Genomic DNA, 19,845 nt, shown 5'->3' with positions numbered 1-19,845 from the left:
ATATATGCTTGGTGTCGATATCGGCACAACAAGTACAAAAGCAGTATTATACCGGGAAACGGGCGAAATCATTGCTCAAGGAAATCACGGATATGATTTACATACTCCTGATGTATCCACTGCTGAGCAAGATCCGGAAGAGATATATTTAGCAGTACGCTTGACGATTAAACAGGTAATGGAAGAATCAAGTATTGATAAAGAAGATCTATCATTTATTTCTTTCAGTAGTGCGATGCATAGTTTGATTGCCATAGATGAACAACATCAAGCAATTACCCCATGTATTACGTGGGCAGATAATCGTAGTGCTGGTTGGGCGAAGAAAATTAAACAAGAAATGAATGGGCATGAGATTTACCTTAAAACTGGAACACCTATTCATCCGATGTCTCCTTTAAGTAAAATTACATGGATTCAAAACGAACGTCCAGAGATTGCGGAAAAGACGAAGAAATACATTGGTATTAAGGAATATATTTTCTATCAATTGTTTGGTGAGTATGTAGTTGATCATTCCATCGCTTCTGCAACAGGAATGATGAATTTAGATAAACTTACGTGGGATGAAGAAGCACTCCAGGTAGCCGGAATAAATAAAGAACAATTATCTTCATTAGTTCCTACCACGAAGATCTTTACAGGTTGTGAAGAAGTAGTTGCTAAAGAGATGGGAATTACAAGTAATACAAAATTCGTCATTGGCGCAAGCGATGGAGTACTATCAAATATCGGTGTAAACGCTATTAAAGACGGTGAAGTTGCAATAACAATTGGGACCAGTGGGGCGATTCGTACCGTGATTCCAAAACCAAGAACAGACCAAAAAGGACGAATCTTTTGCTATGCATTAACAGAAGAACATTGGGTGATTGGTGGACCGGTCAATAATGGCGGTATGGTTCTGCGTTGGATTAGAGATGAGCTGGCTGCAAGTGAAGTAGAAACAGCAAAACGGTTAAATGTCGATCCATATGAAGTGTTAACCACCATTGCTAGTAAAGTAGAGCCAGGTTCCAATGGGTTATTATTCCACCCATTCCTAGCTGGAGAACGTGCTCCGTTATGGAATTCTGATGTGCGCGGTTCCTTTATCGGATTAACCTTAAATCATAAAAAGGAACATATGGTACGAGCAGCATTAGAAGGAGTCATCTTTAATCTATATTCGGTGTTCCTTGCTTTAGTCGAAGTAATGGATGTTCCAGTGAAATCTATCAAAGCAACGGGAGGATTCTCTAGATCGGAGCTATGGCGTCAGATGATGGCGGATATCTTTGATCAGGATGTGATTGTGCCGAAAAGCTATGAATCTTCATGTTTAGGTGCATGTATGCTTGGCTTATATGCTGAAGAAAAAATCGATTCATTTGATGTAGTGGAAGACTTAATTGGTCATACACATGCACATGAGCCGAATGCAACACATGTAGAAGCTTATCGAGAACTGATGCCAATCTTTATTCGAATTGCACGTGCATTAGAAAGTGAGTATGAACAGATAGCGGCTTATCAACAAAAGTCCATAAATAAATAATACAACGAGACGGGAGCGAGAATTTATGGAAAATATAATGCCATTAATTATTGTAGCATTGGCTGTAGTGTTACTATTGCTACTCATAATGAAGTGGAATTTAAATACATTTATTTCATTGATCATTGTATCATTCCTAACAGCATTAGCTTTAGGGATGCCTTTAGGAGATATTGTTGAATCGATTGAAGGTGGACTTGGAGGTACTTTAGGTGACATTGCACTCATCTTCGGTTTTGGTGCAATACTAGGAAAACTAGTTGCAGATGCTGGTGGGGCACAGCGAATCGCTTTAACGTTGATCCACAAATTTGGGGAAAAACGAATCCAATGGGCTGTAGTAATTGCATCATTCATTATTGGTGTAGCGTTATTCTTCGAAGTAGGGTTAGTTCTACTAATACCGATTATTTATCAAATTGCAAAAGAAATTAAAATACCTTTATTATATTTAGGTTTACCGATGACGGCAGCGTTATCCGTGACGCATGGCTTTTTACCACCGCATCCAGGTCCAACCGTGATTGCTCAACAATACGGAGCGAATATTGGAATGGTACTTATTTATGGGATTATCATTGCGATTCCGACGGTTATTTTAGCTGGGCCACTATTTACTAAAGTTGCAAAGAAAATTGTGCCAGAAGCATTTTCAAAAGTTGGTGACCTTGGATCACTTGGTGGGGGAAAATCACTTCCAAAAGAGGAAACACCGAGCTTTGCAGTTAGTGCATTAACTGCACTATTCCCAGTGATTTTAATGGCGATTACAACAGTGGTTGATTTACTACAAGATATCGGTAATGTATCCGATAACATTTTCTTTGAAATCATGCGCATGATTGGGCAACCAACAACGGCATTATTAATTTCCTTGTTACTAGCAATCTATACAATGGGAATTGCTCGTAAAATACCGATGAAACAATTGATGGCATCTGCAGAAGAATCTGTTCGCGCAATTGGTATGATGCTACTTATCATTGGTGGTGGCGGTGCCTTAAAACAAGTCTTAATTGACGGCGGTGTCGGTGATTCTGTTGCTGCTTTATTTGATGGAACGAGTATGTCACCAATCTTTCTCGCTTGGTTGATTGCAGCAATATTAAGAATTGCATTAGGTTCAGCGACAGTTGCTGCTTTAACAACTGCTGGTATGGTAATTCCTTTAATGGAAGGTACAGATGTAAACCTTGCTTTAATGGTATTAGCGACAGGTGCGGGTAGTTTAATTGCTTCGCATGTAAATGATACTGGGTTCTGGATTTTTAAAGAATACTTTAATCTATCCATGAAAGAAACGTTCGCAACATGGACGTTACTTGAAACAGTGATTTCTGTCGCTGGTCTTGTCTTTACACTAGCGTTAAGTTTAATTGTATAAATAAATGCGTGTTCAAAAAAGTGGATGAAAAGGACAAAGAAGTTCGAGTGGCGAACTTAAAGTACCAAAACGTAAGCAATAAATATGTAAGGAACGGAGAAGCTAAGCCAACGAGCTTCCACAGGACGTGTGGGCGATTTTAGCAGAAGGTCCCCTGATATGTGTCATTTTTACCGGACAGTTTGAACAACCTATATAAAGGAAGTGTAGAAAGAATGAATTCTATTGGAGTATTTGGTTTAGGTGTTATGGGTGCAAACCTAGCGATGAACATGGCCAATAAGGGTGAAAGAGTTGCGGTTTATAACTATACATCTGACCTAACAGAAAAATTTAAATCCAATTTTACAAGTGATAATGCAGAGGCACATTATGACTTAGAGAGTTTTGTAAATTCATTAGCAAAACCAAGAAAAGTATTCTTAATGGTAACAGCTGGCCCCATTATTGATTCTGTCATTGATTCATTAGTACCGTTACTTGATAAAGAAGACATTATTATGGACGGGGGGAATTCCAATTTTAATGATTCGAACCGTCGTTATCATCGCTTAAAAGATGTTGGGATTCATTTTGTCAGTGTAGGTGTTTCTGGTGGGGAAGAGGGAGCGCTTCATGGACCTGCACTAATGCCTAGTGGCGATGAAAAAGTATATCAAGAAGTTGCACCTATCCTAGAGAAAATAGCGGCACAAGTTGACGGTAAAGCATGTTGTGGTTATTTAGGTAAAGAAGGTTCTGGGCATTATGTGAAAATGGTACATAACGGTATTGAATATGCCGATATGCAGCTGATTACAGAGGCTTATCAGTTCTTGCGTGAAAGACTGGGTTTATCAGTTGAAGAAATCGCAACTACATTTCGTGAGTGGAATGAAGGAGAACTTGAAAGCTATTTGATGGAAATAACGAGTGATATTTTAACGCATGTCGATGAAGAAACGAATAAACCATTGGTTGATGTTATTTTAGATAAATCAGGTCAAAAAGGTACTGGGAAATGGACAAGCCAAAATGCATTGGATGTAGGTGTTCCGTTATCTATTATTACAGAATCAGTGTTTGCACGATTCTTATCGGGCTTAAAAGAAGAACGTGTTCTTGCAGATCAATTGTTGTCAGGGCCAACGAAACTAGACCAAGACCTCGACAAACAAGCATGGCTGGAACTTGTGAGAAAAGCACTGTTTATGGGCAAAATATGTGCGTATGCACAAGGATTTCATCAATATAAGCAAGCATCTGAAGCCTATGGTTGGGATTTAAAACTAGAAGAAATTGCGTTGATATTTAGAGGTGGATGCATTATCAGAGCTGGTATTCTGAATGAAATTAGTGATGCATTTAAAGCAGATAAACAACTACCAAACTTATTACTATCACCATTCTTCCAAGAGAAGATTAATGACTATCAAGCTTCATTACGGAAAGTTGTGATAAAAGGGATGGAAACTGGACTATCCTTACCAAGTTTAGGAGCATCTTTAACTTACTATGATGGATACCGTTCCTCTCAAAGTGGTGCCAATATGATTCAAGCACAGCGAGACTATTTTGGTGCACATACGTATGAGAGAGTGGATAAAGAAGGTACTTTCCATACAGAGTGGTAAGTGTTAAGAACAAAAGGGGTTAAATAATAAAGGTCGTATCTTTATGTGGATACGACCTTTTGTTATCCATTTTTCTTGTATGCCATATCAATATAATAATTAATGCCACTAAATTTTGTATGTTTCTGTTTCGTCCGTTTAATTTCTTTAAATCCGAGATTCTTATAGAGTTGCAGCGCACTTGTATTGGTATCGGCAATTGTTTCTAATAAAAACGTCTCATACTGGGGTAAGGAAAGGATATAATTCATCAATGTGGAAGCCATGCCTTGGCGTCGATATTTTTCAGCAGTAGCAACAAACCCAATGTTAGCAATCTTATCACCTGTTTTTACCGGTGGTTTCTGAAATTCTTTTTTGAAAACAACATTAGCAATTGTTCCCTTTAGCCACCCAAGATGTTTTCGTAATTCTTTCTTATTATGTTGAATAGCAAGTTTATCTCCATTGGTACAAAAGGTTATTGCAGCAATATCTTCATAAACCACTGTTATATAAAAATTCTCAAGAATAAAGATGTGTTCAAGCGCTTTTGCTAGTTTTTCCTTATCCTCTGTGAAATAGCGAAGATCTTCGCCAAATCCATCTACGAATGTTTTGCTGAACTTCTCCCGTACATATTGATCATTGAATTCATTTGCTCTCATAATTTGCATGATAACAAACTCCAGTCTATTTATTCCTGCCTATAGAATCAGATTAAAATTTATAGTGGATAAAGTCAATGGAAATGAAATTAATATGTGTAAGTAATAAATTATGTTAAAATTAGTAATAATTGTTAATTAAGTTATAGGGGTGTTTTTATGCCAAAATGCCAAAAGTGTGGCGAAAATTGGACATGGAAGCAGACGATAAAAAAGTCTTTTACATTGGATACACGTATGAATTGTCCTCACTGTAGTGAAATACAATTTATAAGCAAACGCACAAGAAAACGGTCAACTGCTCTTATGTTTGTGATTCCTCTTGTACTCTTACTAAACATTTTTTGGGAGCCAACGTTGTGGACCATTGTCATAATGATATTCATTGCAAGCATTTACTTGGCTTCGTATCCTTATTGGCTAGAATTATCGAATGAAGAAAACTTGCCTTTTTAACATAGTAAGGGCAAGTTATTTTTTCTGGTGCAAAATCGTTGTAGATGATACCATTGGTTCGACAATTTGCTTTGCCATATATGATGGAGAGTGAGGGAAATCTTCTTCAATCCAACGAATGATAAAACCTGCGATTCCATGAGCTCGATAGATGTAAAACTACTCTATGACGATATTTTCGTTGCTATCAGAAAGGATTTCGTATTCACACTCCTGTATAAATAAAAGAGCAAACCACAACCATCGAAGAGAATAATTATTCTCTTCGATGGTTGTTTTTATTTTCCATAGTTCCGCCCTAAATCATATACTTGCAATAACCATTCATCGATTTGTTGAGGATTTACTTTATTGGTTTCGGTGAGTAAGTGGAACGCAGAACTTGGAATACCACAGTAATCAGCTAGACCAACATTAAAATAATGTTCCATCATCGAATCATACTTTCGCTTTGCAAGTTTTTTCTCATCTGCTGCAGCTAATCCTAGCCAAAGTACATGCTCATGGTGTAAATGGTTATTCCCATATGCGAATCCAAAATTCCAAACACGATCGATATAACCTTTCATAATTCCTGGCATACTCCACCACCATAATGGAAAAATAAATGCTAAAGCATCCGCGCTCTTCATTCGTTCCATCTCTTTCATTACTTCTGGTGAAAAATGTTGCTCTTCTGCCTCCCATTCGGGCTCATCTGCAATCGGCAAAGCTGCTTCAAATTCATGACGATATAAATCAATAAGTTCAACAGTATGACCAGCATCTTGTAGACCTTCTATAAAACGATTAGTGACTTTCATCGTTAAAGATTCTTCTCTAGGATGTGCAACAATTGTTAATAATTTCATGTAGGATCATCCCCTCATTGAAAATGTGTTAATTCTAGTTTAAAGTAAATGATATATACAGTAAAATTGAATTATTAGATATTAACGTTCAGTATTTTTGATAACAAGGAGGATGAAATGGAATTACGGCATCTAGTTACATTTAAAACAATAGTTGATAACGGTGGATTTAAAAAAGCAGCAGATGTACTAGGTTATGCTCAATCCTCTATTACAGCACATATCCATGATCTTGAATCAGAGTTAGAAATCCCTTTGTTTAATCGTATGGGGAAGAGTATAAGCCTGACGCAAGCAGGGGAAACATTTCTTCCTTATGCTACTGAAATTATTGAACTATATTCCGAATCCAAAGATCGTTTAAGGAATACGGAGGAACCTTCTGGAATAGTAATAATTGGTGCGAGTGAGACGTTAATGATTCATTGGCTACCTGGTATTTTAAGAGGATTTATGGAGGAATATCCTAAAGTAGAAATAGTGTTAAAAACATTAAGGTTTGAAGATGTTCATAGTCAATTAAAAAGTGGAGAGGTGGATATTGCTTTCCTTGTTGACGTTGAAAATTGGACACAGAAAGATGTCTGGGTGAAAAAAATTAGACAAGAAGAGCTCGTCCATATTCTTCCTGCAAAGATCGAGAGAAGACCTTATTCCCCACGAATGCTTACAACGGAGTATAAATGTAGTTGGCGCCCGATAATGGAAGAATATATGAATACGACTACTGATATCAATATGAAGGCAATCGAATTACCAAGTGTAGAAGCTATTAAAAAGAGTGTAATGTGTAACCTTGGCCAATCGATTGTACCCCGATTTGTTGTTGAAAAAGAACTCAAAAATGGAGAATTAATAGAATACCCTAATTCTAAAGTTAGACAAAAACTAGCTATCTTTCAAGCTATTCACAAAGATAAGTGGGTATCAAAAAGCATGTCGGTGTTTATCGACTACCTAGCTAACGTAGAACAATTATAAAAATAAGCGGAACAATAAAGAGGGAGGTTCTAAGATGGATAAAAATGAAGTAGTTCATTTAGCAAGAAAACATGGGATAGATGTAAACGAAGACACGGTGAAGTTAAATGAATCTGGATTGGATTTTCAGGTCGCTCATGTGGAAGATACAGAAGACTCACAATGGATTTTACGTATTCCTCGACGTCCCGACTCTACGCGAAGTACAGACCAAGAGAAGCGTGCATTGGATATTATCCATAACCATGTTTCTTTTCAAGTGCCTAAATGGGAAGTATATACTAACGAATTGATTGCTTATAAACAGTTGGAAGGTCGACCAGCAGGTACAATAGACCCGGATATTCAAAATTATGTATGGAGTTTTGATGTAGAAAATACACCGGATACTTTTCATCAGACGTTAGGAACAGCACTAGCAGAGCTTCATCAACTTCCAAAGAGTTATTTTACCGATACTGGTATTGAGATCAATGATGCGAAAGATTTAAGAGCTAATATGAAACAACGTATGGTAAAAGTAAAGGAACAATTCGGAGTAAGTGAAGTGCTGTGGGAGAGATGGCAAAAATGGGTGTCAGAGGATTCTTTATGGCCAACACATACCGGACTGATTCATGGAGATGTTCATCCAGGACATACGATGATTAATGATAGTATAGAGGTAACGGGCTTTATTGATTGGACAGAGGTTTCTGTTACGGATATTTCCAGAGACTTTGTGACGCATTATATCCTTTATCAAGAAGCGGGATTAGAAAGGTTAATTGAAGCATACGGTAATGCAGGTGGTAAAACATGGCCTAAAATGAAAGAACATATTATTGAGCTTCAAGCAGCATATGCTATTGATGTAGCAGAATTTGCGATTGTTTCTAAATCGAGCGAAATGGAAGAAATGGCCAAACAAATGCTAGGTGTAGATGAATAGATACAGATAAACGACCTCATTCATGGGGGCGTTTCTTTTTTTAGTATAATTGAAAAAACATACTAGGGGGCGTTAGAGTTATGCAAGCAATAGAAATAAAGAAACCAGTTCGTTTATGTGTCGATGGCAGGTTGAATGACCGCAGTGTTGGATGGGCGAAGCACCCACTTGTGCAATGTAATGTGACAGGGAGTTATCCTCGAAAGAAAAAATGGAACTATTGGTGTGTAACCAGTCCAGAGGTGTTATTTTCTGCAACGATATCTCATATTGATTATGCGGCTGTTATGTTTGTTTATATACTAGATTTGACGACAAAGGAATTTTACGAGAAGACTTCTTTAATCCCATTTGGAAAAGGTGTACACATGCCGGAAGGGGTCAGGGAATCACTTCATTATGATGGAAAAGACATGCGTATTCATTTTGATGAACTGGATGAGTCCACTACGCTAACTATATCAATCTATGATTTTGGGGGTGGAAAAGGATTAAACGCAGATATAGAATTATCAAGACCAGATAAATATGAATCATTAAATGTTGTTGTTCCTTGGGCGCAGAAACGATTTCAATTTACTTCTAAACAACCTGCAATCCCTGCATCTGGAAAAATAACCTTGGGGGATAAAATCTATTTAATGCAATCTGATCGTGCATTTGGGTGTCTAGATTTTGGACGAGGTGTTTGGAAATATGCTTCCAATTGGAATTGGGGTTCTGCTTCTGGTGTGATTGATGGACAACGGATTGGATTAAATTTTGGAGGACAATGGACGGATAAGACTGGTCAAAATGAAAATGGCTTCGTGATTAATGATCGATTGCATAAGATTCACGATGATATAAAATGGGAGTATAACAATAATGATTACCATAAACCATGGAGACTAACAACGATTGGTTCTGATCGAGTTAATCTCCAATTCATGCCCATATTTGAACGTATCGCAGAAACAAAAGCAGTTATTATTAAATCGAGTGTTCATCAACTGATCGGCCATTATCAAGGAACAATTAAAACAGATGATGGGAAAACTATTAAAATCGACTCGTTGCTTGGATGGGCAGAAGACCATAAAGCTAAGTGGTAATGAAGACAGAAGGTAAAGTCAATATTTTATTGGTTTTACCTTCATTTATATATCATCATTAATATTTAGGCTACTCATAGTGGCCTCATAAGCAAAATTGGCACAAGCCCAATTGCCTTCCCTCTCAAACAATTTTTGAACAGTTTTGCGATTGGTTGGTGGATGATCTATCCAATTAAGAAGCGTGTGCACAATCGATTCTTTGTCCGGAAAGTAATGTATAAATACTTCAGCTTGCTCATGAAGCCTAGTTGACCATATTTGTGAGCGTACCATCACCATCGAGTAGTAAGTTCGAATTAGTTTACGAGCAAAACCTTGTGTGTATGTGCGGAAAGCTTCGTCCGAAGGAATGTCTAACCTATTTAAAGTCCGATGTAGTGACTTGCATATATCACCATTGAACTTAATGGGGATTTCTGATGTGAGTTTATATGGTCCGAATCGTTCACCCAAATCTTCTCCGTAAACACAAACACTTATCTCCCTTAGAAATGCATTTTCATAGTAATTGCTTGGATCGATCGTATAGTCGTAATCAGCCATAGAAATTCCTATATCGCGGACGAGATTGATATATTTATTTGTTAGTTCACTAGTAAGTGTTTTTAATCGATCAACTTCATCAGAGCTTAATTTTTTAGAAAATAAAGCAATAAGATCTAAGTCAGAATGGATAGGTTTTGCGTCTCCTCGAGGAACACTGCCATAGACATAAACACTATGCAGTTGTAGCGGAAATAAGTTTTTAAGGGAATTAACAGATTCTTGAATACATGGCAGATATATAGAATCAATTTTATCTATACTAACATCGCTTACAATAAAACCATCATCATCAAGACCATAACCAGGTTTTAACACTATTTTCTCAGCCCTTCTCTTTGATTTTTTTGTTGTTGAAATTGGATGAGGTAGGTGAGTTCAACCATTAGATATGCTGTTATCAGTGCACCTAATATCGGATAAGGGGAATCAATAAAAAGAAAAAGTGTTAGTGATAGAATGAATGTCAAAAGTCCGACAGATACAGAAAGTGAAGATAATCTGTTCAAGGTAAAGCACCTCCAATTTTATTATATTAGATTTTAACAATAGGAATACCTTGCCTAAAAAATACTTAGTATTCCATTACTGCTAGAAAACCGGAGAGTTACGCAAAAATGATTTGGTCCCCCAATTGACGAGAAATAGGACTAACAAGGGAAACAAAAGAAGCCCTATTACATGAAACTGTAGATAACCGAAAATCATATTAAGAAAAATAAGTATAGGTGTGGCCAAATATAACACGGACATTTCTAGAGAATCACGTAGCATGGTTTCATCCCAACGAAACAAACGGATAAAAGGGTCATGATGAAAAGCCATCCATCCAGTTTTAGCGATATCGATAATAATATAAATAGAAATTCCCCAGACAATATACGAAATCCAACTACCCGATGTAAGTATAATTAAAGCAATTAATAAGGCGCTGAGTTGTAAGATTGGAAAGAGTACGCGCTGATTCCGAATCACTGACTTAATGAATGCATCTGTGAAAATCATCTGTGTATGTTGTTGTTTAAACATTACTTGTGAATGTTTCCAAAGTCTTGGTTTTGTTTTTGTTGGTGGATGGTAACCCTTATTCTTTGCATCCATTAATAGTAAATTTCCCAGTTGATTACGTAATGCATCATCGAGTAAAGCGATTTTCAGAAAATGGTTCCCGTTATATAAAATTTTTCGGGAAATAACAATGCAACCAAGTACGCTAATGATTACCCATATGACGGTGAAAAAAGAACTTTCGATAATATAGGGTGAACCTAATATGATTGCGATGATCGGAAGAATTTGGTTAACTAACCGAAAAATAGATGATGATATATAGATTTTCTGATACTTCTTCCAGGTGTTAAAAAGGCAAGAAGTAGTGATGTAGTAGATATATAATAGAATCATTTGTTGGATCCCTAAGTTAAATATTTCCATTATTAATAAAGTAGGTAAAGTGAAAATAATTGTTCCAAGTATAATCGTGTGACCAAAAGAATATATAATTCCATACTGTGTAATTTTTCGCAGAAACGGAATGTTTCTACTTAAGAATAGTTGATCAGCGACATAAGTGTATAATTTAATTTCAAAGATTAACATAGATAAAAATAAAAGTGCCATCCATCCATACCAGCCAATAAAAGTAAATATAGAAGGAATATCTTGTAGCCATTCCATATAGACGTAAATTCCAATGGCGACTCCAGGAATAAGGGCGTAGACGAATAAGGTCCAATCCAGTACCATATTTCGTGCTTTTCGTTGTTGTTTTAAATCTGTTCGAAGCCTTTGTTTAAACACACTAAAGGCGGGGTTCATTTGCTACTTCCTCCTCTAATAAACAATAGAAGCAATCTAATAAAGAAGTGTCTAACATTTGATTTGTTCTTTGTTGTAACTCAATTAGATTCCCTTTAAATAACATTCTTCCTTCGTGTAGAAGTACAAATGTATCACAGAGTTTTTCAGCGGAGTCTAGTACATGGGTGGTCATCAGAATAGCCGCACCACGTTGTTTTTCCTGCTCCAACAAAGTAATTAGGTTTTTCGTAGCAATTGGGTCTAATCCAATAAATGGTTCATCTATTATATAAATATCTGCTTGTATCATAAAGCTTAAGACAATTAGTGATTTTTGTCTCATTCCTTTTGAAAAAAGTGTCGGGTATAGGTGTTCTTTTCCGTTTAATAAAAATAGTTTTAGGAGTTTCTCTGCTTTTGGAATCCATTGATCCTCGGGTAAGTCATAAGAAGTGGCTGCTAGACGTAGATGTTCCCAAAGTGTGAGGTGATCGTATAGGATAGGTTCCTCTGGTATATACGTAAGTCGATGATTATCTTTGATATGTATTATTTCTCCATCAAATGCTTCTATCGTTCCAATAATTGATTTAATGGTCGTACTTTTCCCTGCACCGTTAGCCCCAAGTAAGCCAACAGTCTCTCCAGGGGGGATCGAAAATTGGATATCCGATAAATATAATTGTTCTGAATGATATCCAGCATGGTTGATTTTTACTTCGATCATAGGCATCCTCCAATATAATTTTCTACATTCTTCATTTTAAAGTGTTATTATCTTTAAAGGTTTTCGCTAAATTTTCCTTCACAATAGTTGATTCTGATTTTTCTCAATTATATCATAGAAGTAATGATATAAAATAGTTGGGAGGAAGGGTAAATGGCGACAATTGATGATTTTATGAAGGTGGACATGCGAGTTGGAACGGTAATACATGCAGAACCTTTCCCAGAGGCTCGTAGACCAGCAATTAAGCTTTCCGTTGATTTCGGTGATGAAATAGGAATAAAAAAATCTTCAGCGCAAATTACCAAGAGGTATGAACCCGAAGAAATAGTAGGTCGCCAGGTGGTAGGGGTAGTTAATTTTCCTCCGATGCGTGTAGCAGGGTTTAAATCAGAAGTGTTGATCATAGGCGGAGTTCCTGGAGAGGGCGATGTTATTTTGCTACGTCCTGATGAAGAAGTTCCAGATGGTACAAAAATATCGTAAGCAAGATGGCCAAGCCTCGTGGATAAAGAGCTTGGCCATTTTTGCATTATCGTTTGCTTACTTTCATTACCCACCAAATTAATAGAAATTGTAATGGTAGACGGATCCAAAGTGCTACTTCTGGAGTGTTATAGTTTTCTGCATGGAATGCCATATAAATATTTACAGGAAATACAAGTACAAGGAATATAGCAATGGCAATTCCTGCTTTTCTACGAGTAGTAGGATAAAGCAAGAATGCCCCTAGCACAATCTCAACAACCCCTGATATATACACAATAAACGGACGTTCTGGGACCCATTCTGGTATTGATGAAATAAAGAAATCATCGAGTACAAAATGCCCCATACCCGCAAGCATAAATAAGATTGCAAAAATATATAAAAATATTTTCTTTATCAATGTAATTTCTCCTCTATTAGAAATTACTTCCATTCTATTCTTTTTTAGTTTTATTGGCTATCAGTAGAATTTGAGAGTTAATCAATAGAAGTAGGTTCATGTATCATACCCATAAATAATATGGTGTCCGTCTCATTATCGGAAATGGTAAGGAGAAAAGGGCGATTAATTTCCATTTGGAAAGGAGCTGGACTAACAATGGCAGACTCTTCTTTCATCTCCACAGAAGTTGCCCCTGCTGCTTCTGTACCTCTTTCGTCAACCTCTAAAAACGTTTTATGCATGATTTTACTAATATACAAATTACCACGTAACTGAGCTGGATCAATCATGTTAGAAAAGTCAGCTATATTCTGGTCAAATGCTTTCTCCATACCTAAAGCTTGGAAAAAATCTTGTAACTCTGATTCATATTCTAAGGAGAACTTAGGCATTTTTAAGCTTCCTACCGTTTCTTGCATAGATTCACGCCAATTCTGCCAGTCTTCCAACGTTAATTTGTTAACAAATTCCTGCAATCTAATACTTTCATTCGGCAGAAATACCTCCATCTGAATGTTTCCCTCTTCACCGTATGGAAGTGCAACCAATTGAAATTCATCATTTTCCCAATAAAAAAGTTTTTCATCAAGTGACATAAAAGGGACTTCTGTGATGGATGATTCATCTAAATTGAATGAATCATTATCAGTATTATTTTCATCAAAAGGATACTTCCAGTTACCATTGAAATACGTAGCATTTAATAAGAAGGCGACATGGTCTTCATCGACTTTTTCAATAAGATTAGTAATTTTTCCATTTGTTTTTTCACTAACCCATTCGTTCATCGGTTCTTTTGTCGTTAAAGGTCCTAGTTCTGGATTGTAAGATTCAGTAACTTGTTGTTCAAAGTCTTCAAGAAAAGTGAATTTGGGACGTAACCAAATAGAATTAAGAATATTTAACTCGACATCATCGTGATTACTTACTTGGTCCATCATAGAGGCATTATGTTCGTTTAATGTTTGGAGGTCGATATCTCCTAGTTGTAGCGCGTTGGTCATTTCGTCTTTCGTATCTCCGTCAGCCCCATTATATGCCATCGAGACAGCTAACCAAATACTGATCGGAGAGACAAAAATATTATCTTCTTCATTACCTTTTAATCGTTGTAATGTTTGAAAACCGAGATGATTACTTGCTTGATTAGCGTCATTTACCAAAACAGAGGTGTCTATTTTCGTGGTGGGAGGGGCATCTGTAGAATTATTTCCACCTGTGGCACTATTATCTGTGCCACAAGCAGAAAATAATAAGAATAAACATAGTATGGAAAAGATAAAAAAGCATTTCTTCATTTTACACAAATCCTTTCTATTTATTTTCTTGAAAGGGTATTGTGATGTAGTTAATCAATAGAAGTAGGTTCATGTATCATACCCATAAATAATATGGTGTCCGTCTCATTATCGGAAATGGTAAGGAGAAAAGGGCGATTAATTTCCATATCAAAGTTTTCTCCAATTTCAATCGATGTCGTTTTCATTTCAACAGATGTTGCTCCAGCTGCTTCTGTTCCTTCTTCATCGACATCTAAAAACGTTTTATGAACAATTTTATCGATATAAAGGGCGCCAAGCTGTTCTTGATCAATCATGTTGGAAAAATCAGCCTCCTGTGTATCAAAAGCTTGCTCCATACCTAACGATTGAAAGAAGTTTTGCAGTTCTGCTTCATATTCTAAAGAGAATTTCGGCATGCGTAGATTTCCTTTTTGAATTTCCATACTATCTCGCCATTCTTGCCAATTTTCAAGAGTGAATCCTTCTAAGAAATCATCCATAGCTATATCTTCTTTTGGGAGAAATAACTCCATCTGCATGTCTTCATTTTCTCCATAAGGAAGTGAAACTGCTTGCATTTGGTCCGTTTCTACATAAGGTAGCTCTTCATTTAAGGCCATAAATGGCACTTCTACAGAAGAGTTATTTTTCTTGTGAAAGGTTCGTTCTTGCGTGTTATTTTCATCAAATGGGTATGTCCAAGCACCATTAAAGTAAGTTGCGTTTACAAGAATAGCAACATGTTCTTGATCGATTTGGTTGATAATATCTTTTATTTTTCCATTCGTTTGGTTGCTGACCCATTCATTAATTGGTTCAGGAGTGGTAAGGGCTGCTAATTCAGCTTGGTACGTATCGGTTACGGATTGTTGGAAGGTATCCAAAAATTCATATGTTTGGTTAAGCCAGATGGAGTTTGCGATGTTGAGTTCTAGTTCTTCGTCATTGACGTTCGTAAAATGTTCCATCAATGATGCATTTTGATGATTGAAATCTTCTATATCCATTCCTTGTAGCTGTAGTGCTTGACCCATTTCAGACCTTGTATCACCATTGGCGCCATTATACACCATTGCCATAGCTAGCCAATAACTTGTCGGTGAGACAAATACATTACCATCATCATTAGGATCTAGTGATTGAATAGATTGAAATGCTAAAAGATTACTTGCTTCGGACACTTCTTTCATGGAAGAACCTCCTTCATCTTCACTATTTTGGTTATTCTCATTAGGGTCATTATCTTCTGGTGAACCAGAATTACAAGCAGCAATGAACAAGACGATGAAACTTAGAGCGACAAACAGTAGTGATTTTTTATGCACGTTACATCTGCCCTTTCTGTTTGAATATAGTATTCATTTCATTGTTGCACTTTCATAGACGGAATATACGATTCTAAGTTTCTATAAAGATATCATAAAGAGAAAAAAGCAACAACATGAAATATGAATCATGCTGTTGCTCATCCTTTAATCGGATTCCTTCATTTTTCCAAAGTATAGTGTACCTAATAACCAAAATGCGATAGTTAGTAGAGTTACCGCAATTAATACAGGAACTGCACCAAATTGGATAATAAAAGGTACAGAAGCTGCAGTTACTAATCCGCCACCGACCATTGGTTCGAATAGAATTTGCTTATAACCGAATGCATTAAGTGCTGGAGATTGATTTTCTGAGTCAACGATTCGCATAAGCATAATTCCTGTTGCTGCTACACCAGTACTTTGACCAAAATCACCGATACCTCGTTCAAACCAATAGCTTGGAATCATCTTTGGTCCTAAATAAAGGAAGAGGAAGGTGTTGAGAACTATACCAACAACTGCCAGTAATATAAAAGCAATAATATTATCACCAATAACTTGTAAGCTCAGGCTTGCCATGGCACTGATAATAAGAAAGTCTAGCGCAACTCCTTGTATCGTGTTAATTGTATCTCGGTCAACTAGTTCATAACGATCAAATCGAGAAAGAAAGAATTGAACGAGAAGCCCCCCGATCATTGCGAACGGGAATAAAGGTACATATTCAAATAGATAAATATCGAATGCTGCACCATATGTTACAGCTTCTAACCAAATTAATATTTCTAATAGAACAAAACCGATAAATATAGAAATTCCAATTAAACCTAGATGAAGTGCAAATGGTTCGATCGATAGTGACGAGGTCGTTTTTGTACCGGCAGATTTACGATGCTCTTTATTTAAAATTCCTGTTTGTTGCTCTAAGGAAATCTCATCTGGGTGATGTAACGTTTTTGATTTTCCATTACGTGCAGCCCAGTTAACCATAATCATACCAACGACTACACCGGATAATATTCCGACGGTTGCCAGACCAATAGCGAGGTCGTAACCTTCTGCAAACCCAAGTTCTTCAAACGTACTTTGTAGACCAGCTGCGGTACCGTGACCACCAACAAAACCTATTTCAATAAGTGCACCTGCTGCGGGGCTGAGTCCAAGTAGAGGGGTCAATACTGTAATTGCCAGTAAAATTCCAACAGCATATTGAGCCCAGGACATTGTATAGCCTAAAGCGATCTGTGGTCCACCAATTTTCCACATCTTTTTCGGTTTTGGTAGAACAAATCCAATGAATAAACAGGCAAAAACAACATTGATTAATAATTCAGGTAGGCCAGCCCAAACTTCTACCATTTGTTCGGTAAAAATTCCAGCGTTAAGAAATCCATCACCAGTTAGCCTCCCTAATACTTCTGGTCCTAATATTAGTGCTAAGAAACCACCGATTAATGAGGTAGGTAAGAAGAGTTTTTGTAGGATGGGTATTTTAAGGCGGATCAGTTTTCCGATAACGAGTAGTGCGGCTAATATGATGATTGAGAAGCCGACGATTTGTAAAGACATAGATAAACTCCTTTTCATGAAAGTTATTTTTAAGGGGTAAAAAACAATAAAATATTGAATTAAACAATACCCGATTTAACTTTATGACAAACGTATACTTTACAAAATAGTCGACTTTTCTTTTGTTTTAGGCTTTCATTCCTCTCCAAAACACTTTCCACATTTGCTCTCCATGTTTTTCAATAATATCGAACGTATAATAACTCGTTTCGTAGGATAATCCATCTAACAAACCGTAAAAAACATTAGCTGCCTCTTTTGCAGTAACTACTGTGGTTATTTCTCCAACTTCTTGTCCTTTTTTTATGGTTTCCTCAAATAATGCCCGAGCGGTTTCTTCACTGTTGACCATTATTGTTAACAATCTTTCTTTTACATCTTCAGGAGGATAAGAAATAAATCGGTTGTAAAATTCTATACTGCTATCGTTATTAGCCAAGTCATGTACATTTGTAAGAAAGGAGAGATGTAGCGTTTCTTGAATATTTTTACCTTCGTTCTTTAACGAGTTTTTTACAAAATCAATATAATCACTAGAGATTTTTTGAGAAACATCTAAAAATAGTCCAGCTTTACTTTTGTAATGAGCGTATAGAGACGACTTCTTAATGCCAACAGCGTTGGCGATACTGGTCATGGAAGTGCCTTCATATCCTTGGCGGGCAAATAACTCCATTCCTTCAATTAATATTTTATCTTTTGTGTGCATACAGAAATTCCCCTTTGACAAAATGTAATAGATAGGATATAGTCATCTAGAAACGACCGTTCGGTAGGGTCTGGTCGTTCATGTATCTATTTATTAATAGTATATCTTGTTCAATTTTATATGCAAAGGCGGAGGATAGATATGGCAACTCAGTCATTATTACGAAATAGAATATTTGTCTTGCTCTTTGTTGCTGGTATATTTGCGGTTGTTAGTTTCAGTATGTTTCTTACAACCACGACATGGTTTGTAATCAGTGAAAGCAATTCTGCTGGATCACTTGGATTAGTGCTTATTGCTGCAACAATTCCACGTATCGCCATGATGGTTTTTGGTGGAATTTTAGCAGACCGCTATAAGAAAACATCTATTATGTTTGTTACTAACTTTATGCAAGGAATATTATTGTTAACTTTATTTTTGCTTGTATGGAATGATGCAGCATCTATTATGATGCTATTACTATTAGCGGCAGGATTTGGAATGTTAGATGCTTTTTTTGGCCCGGCAAGTTCGTCGTTAATTCCTAAGATTGTAGAGAAGAGACAGTTGCAACAAGCGAATGCTATTTTTCAAGGAGCGGATCAGATTGCCTTTATAGCTGGTCCTATACTTGCAGGAATTTTAATGGAGACAGTGGGAGTAGCAGGTAGCTATTTTATTGCAATGATTTTCGCTTTCTTATCTGCTGTCATTATATATCCAAAATTTATAAAGGAAGCTCCAGTAGAACATGAAGTGCAACAACAGCCAGTGAAGGAAATGAAAGAAGGCTTTCAGTATATCCGTAAGTCAAACTTTCTGTTAACGGGGTTAGGTGTTCTAATTACACTAAACTTTTTTGTCTTTGGCACATTGCACATTGCAATACCACTGCTAGTAGAGAGTTACGGCGGCTCACCTTTAAACTTAAGTTATATGGAGTCAAGTCTTGGAATTGGTTTACTCATTGGAACTGGAGTTTTAAGTTCTATACTCATTAAGAATAAAGGAAAAACATCTTTGATTGGATTAACAGGTGCAATTATTGCTTATCTTATATTCGCACTAGTTCCTAACCTAACGTTATTAACCATTGTGGTATTCTTTATTGGATTTTCCATGTCATTTGTGTTTGTACCTTTCTTTACAGCGGCACAAGAAATTACAGAAGATCACATTATGGGGAGGGTAATGAGTATTATATTCTTAGCCATGAATGGCTTCGACCCACTCGCATATGCAATAGTTTCAGGATTAGCAGCGATGGACATATCTATACAAGTCATCTTATTTAGTTTTGGAATCATTGGAGCGATTATCACTATTCTTTTATTTGTAAAAGCAAAAACCTACCAAAGCAAATAACCGAATGAAAGAAGGGATGTCGTTTTGAAAGGAAAGCAACAAAAAGAAGAGATAGACAAGATTAACGTAGAGTAAGCACCTTGCTTGGATGAAAATGTACTGCAAGGTGCTTATTTTATTTCGTATTCG

21 protein-coding genes are annotated in these 19,845 nt (G+C 36.6%); 9 read left to right on the top strand and 12 right to left on the bottom strand.

Annotated features, from left to right (window positions below; all coding sequences use genetic code 11):
- The first annotated feature begins 4 nt into the window (after positions 1 to 4).
- From gntK to gnd, 3 genes are all read left to right on the top strand, one after another.
- Positions 5 to 1,537, top strand: coding sequence for a gluconokinase (gntK, locus tag C794_RS17260; protein ID WP_026133840.1), 1,533 nt, complete (start codon positions 5 to 7; stop codon positions 1,535 to 1,537).
- Positions 1,538 to 1,574: 37 nt separating this feature from the next.
- Positions 1,575 to 2,921 (top strand): gluconate:H+ symporter, encoded by a 1,347-nt coding sequence (locus tag C794_RS17255; RefSeq protein ID WP_026133839.1) that lies wholly within the window; start codon positions 1,575 to 1,577, stop codon positions 2,919 to 2,921.
- 215 nt (positions 2,922 to 3,136) lie between these two features.
- Positions 3,137 to 4,534, top strand: a complete 1,398-nt coding sequence (gene gnd, locus C794_RS17250; RefSeq protein ID WP_017798423.1) for a decarboxylating NADP(+)-dependent phosphogluconate dehydrogenase — start codon at positions 3,137 to 3,139, stop codon at positions 4,532 to 4,534.
- 62 nt (positions 4,535 to 4,596) lie between these two features.
- Here the strand turns inward: gnd and C794_RS17245 are convergent, their stop codons facing one another.
- Positions 4,597 to 5,190 (bottom strand): GNAT family N-acetyltransferase, encoded by a 594-nt coding sequence (locus tag C794_RS17245; protein ID WP_017798422.1) that lies wholly within the window; start codon positions 5,188 to 5,190, stop codon positions 4,597 to 4,599.
- Positions 5,191 to 5,340: 150 nt separating this feature from the next.
- On the opposite strand from C794_RS17245, the gene C794_RS17240 reads away from it, so the two are divergent.
- Positions 5,341 to 5,637: a TIGR04104 family putative zinc finger protein gene (locus C794_RS17240; RefSeq protein WP_017798421.1), complete on the top strand. Its 297-nt coding sequence runs from the start codon at positions 5,341 to 5,343 to the stop codon at positions 5,635 to 5,637.
- A gap of 15 nt (positions 5,638 to 5,652) precedes the next feature.
- On the opposite strand, the gene C794_RS21410 is transcribed toward C794_RS17240, so the two are convergent.
- Positions 5,653 to 5,790, bottom strand: a complete 138-nt coding sequence (locus tag C794_RS21410) for a TetR-like C-terminal domain-containing protein (protein WP_477529250.1) — start codon at positions 5,788 to 5,790, stop codon at positions 5,653 to 5,655.
- 125 nt (positions 5,791 to 5,915) lie between these two features.
- Positions 5,916 to 6,488, bottom strand: a complete 573-nt coding sequence (locus tag C794_RS17235) for an NAD(P)H oxidoreductase (RefSeq protein WP_017798420.1) — start codon at positions 6,486 to 6,488, stop codon at positions 5,916 to 5,918.
- 117 nt (positions 6,489 to 6,605) lie between these two features.
- Here C794_RS17235 and C794_RS17230 point away from each other — a divergent pair, with 117 nt between their 5' ends.
- The 3 genes from C794_RS17230 (at position 6,606) to C794_RS17220 (ending at position 9,494) form a co-directional block, all read left to right on the top strand.
- On the top strand, positions 6,606 to 7,469 hold the full coding sequence (locus C794_RS17230) for a LysR family transcriptional regulator (RefSeq protein ID WP_017798419.1): 864 nt from the start codon (positions 6,606 to 6,608) through the stop codon (positions 7,467 to 7,469).
- A gap of 34 nt (positions 7,470 to 7,503) precedes the next feature.
- Complete coding sequence (locus tag C794_RS17225) at positions 7,504 to 8,400, top strand: macrolide 2'-phosphotransferase (RefSeq protein ID WP_017798418.1); 897 nt, start codon at positions 7,504 to 7,506, stop codon at positions 8,398 to 8,400.
- Positions 8,401 to 8,480: 80 nt separating this feature from the next.
- Positions 8,481 to 9,494: a DUF2804 domain-containing protein gene (locus C794_RS17220; RefSeq protein ID WP_017798417.1), complete on the top strand. Its 1,014-nt coding sequence runs from the start codon at positions 8,481 to 8,483 to the stop codon at positions 9,492 to 9,494.
- A 45-nt stretch (positions 9,495 to 9,539) separates the two neighbouring features.
- Here C794_RS17220 and C794_RS17215 read toward each other — a convergent pair whose 3' ends face one another.
- The 4 genes from C794_RS17215 to C794_RS17200 all read right to left on the bottom strand — a co-directional run bounded on the left by C794_RS17215 (position 9,540) and on the right by C794_RS17200 (position 12,567).
- Entirely contained in the window at positions 9,540 to 10,358 is an 819-nt protein-coding gene (locus C794_RS17215; protein WP_017798416.1) for a nucleotidyltransferase domain-containing protein, read from the bottom strand.
- Complete coding sequence (locus C794_RS17210; RefSeq protein WP_017798415.1) at positions 10,358 to 10,549, bottom strand: hypothetical protein; 192 nt, start codon at positions 10,547 to 10,549, stop codon at positions 10,358 to 10,360. The genes C794_RS17215 and C794_RS17210 overlap by 1 nt, the downstream gene beginning before the upstream one ends.
- Positions 10,550 to 10,631: 82 nt before the next feature.
- Positions 10,632 to 11,858, bottom strand: a complete 1,227-nt coding sequence (locus tag C794_RS17205; protein ID WP_017798414.1) for an ABC transporter permease — start codon at positions 11,856 to 11,858, stop codon at positions 10,632 to 10,634.
- Positions 11,842 to 12,567 (bottom strand): ABC transporter ATP-binding protein, encoded by a 726-nt coding sequence (locus C794_RS17200; protein ID WP_017798413.1) that lies wholly within the window; start codon positions 12,565 to 12,567, stop codon positions 11,842 to 11,844. Before C794_RS17200 ends, C794_RS17205 begins: the two co-directional genes overlap by 17 nt.
- 153 nt (positions 12,568 to 12,720) lie before the next feature.
- On the opposite strand from C794_RS17200, the gene csaA reads away from it, so the two are divergent.
- Positions 12,721 to 13,053, top strand: coding sequence for a chaperone CsaA (gene csaA / locus C794_RS17195; RefSeq protein ID WP_017798412.1), 333 nt, complete (start codon positions 12,721 to 12,723; stop codon positions 13,051 to 13,053).
- A 46-nt stretch (positions 13,054 to 13,099) separates the two neighbouring features.
- Here the strand turns inward: csaA and C794_RS17190 are convergent, their stop codons facing one another.
- The 5 genes from C794_RS17190 to C794_RS17165 all read right to left on the bottom strand — a co-directional run bounded on the left by C794_RS17190 (position 13,100) and on the right by C794_RS17165 (position 18,369).
- Entirely contained in the window at positions 13,100 to 13,456 is a 357-nt protein-coding gene (locus tag C794_RS17190) for a DoxX family protein (protein ID WP_017798411.1), read from the bottom strand.
- 77 nt (positions 13,457 to 13,533) lie between these two features.
- The gene (locus C794_RS17185; protein WP_017798410.1) at positions 13,534 to 14,796 is read right to left on the bottom strand and encodes a serpin family protein; all 1,263 of its coding nucleotides are present in this window, start codon (positions 14,794 to 14,796) and stop codon (positions 13,534 to 13,536) included.
- 50 nt (positions 14,797 to 14,846) lie between these two features.
- Positions 14,847 to 16,106, bottom strand: a complete 1,260-nt coding sequence (locus C794_RS17180) for a serpin family protein (RefSeq protein WP_230199304.1) — start codon at positions 16,104 to 16,106, stop codon at positions 14,847 to 14,849.
- A 147-nt stretch (positions 16,107 to 16,253) separates the two neighbouring features.
- Positions 16,254 to 17,660, bottom strand: a complete 1,407-nt coding sequence (locus C794_RS17170) for a sodium/glutamate symporter (protein ID WP_017798407.1) — start codon at positions 17,658 to 17,660, stop codon at positions 16,254 to 16,256.
- Between the two features lie 127 nt (positions 17,661 to 17,787).
- On the bottom strand, positions 17,788 to 18,369 hold the full coding sequence (locus C794_RS17165; RefSeq protein ID WP_017798406.1) for a TetR/AcrR family transcriptional regulator: 582 nt from the start codon (positions 18,367 to 18,369) through the stop codon (positions 17,788 to 17,790).
- Positions 18,370 to 18,510: 141 nt separating this feature from the next.
- Between C794_RS17165 and C794_RS17160 the strand changes: the two genes are divergently transcribed.
- Positions 18,511 to 19,716 carry an MFS transporter gene (locus tag C794_RS17160; RefSeq protein WP_017798405.1) on the top strand — a complete coding sequence of 402 codons (1,206 nt, stop codon included), beginning with the start codon at positions 18,511 to 18,513 and terminating at the stop codon, positions 19,714 to 19,716.
- Positions 19,717 to 19,845 lie beyond the last annotated feature (129 nt).

The organism is Oceanobacillus kimchii X50 (assembly GCF_000340475.1).
GTDB lineage: Bacteria > Bacillota > Bacilli > Bacillales > Amphibacillaceae > Oceanobacillus > Oceanobacillus kimchii.
Note: the sequence above shows the minus strand (reverse complement) of the source record. Positions and strands in the feature narration are given on the sequence as shown.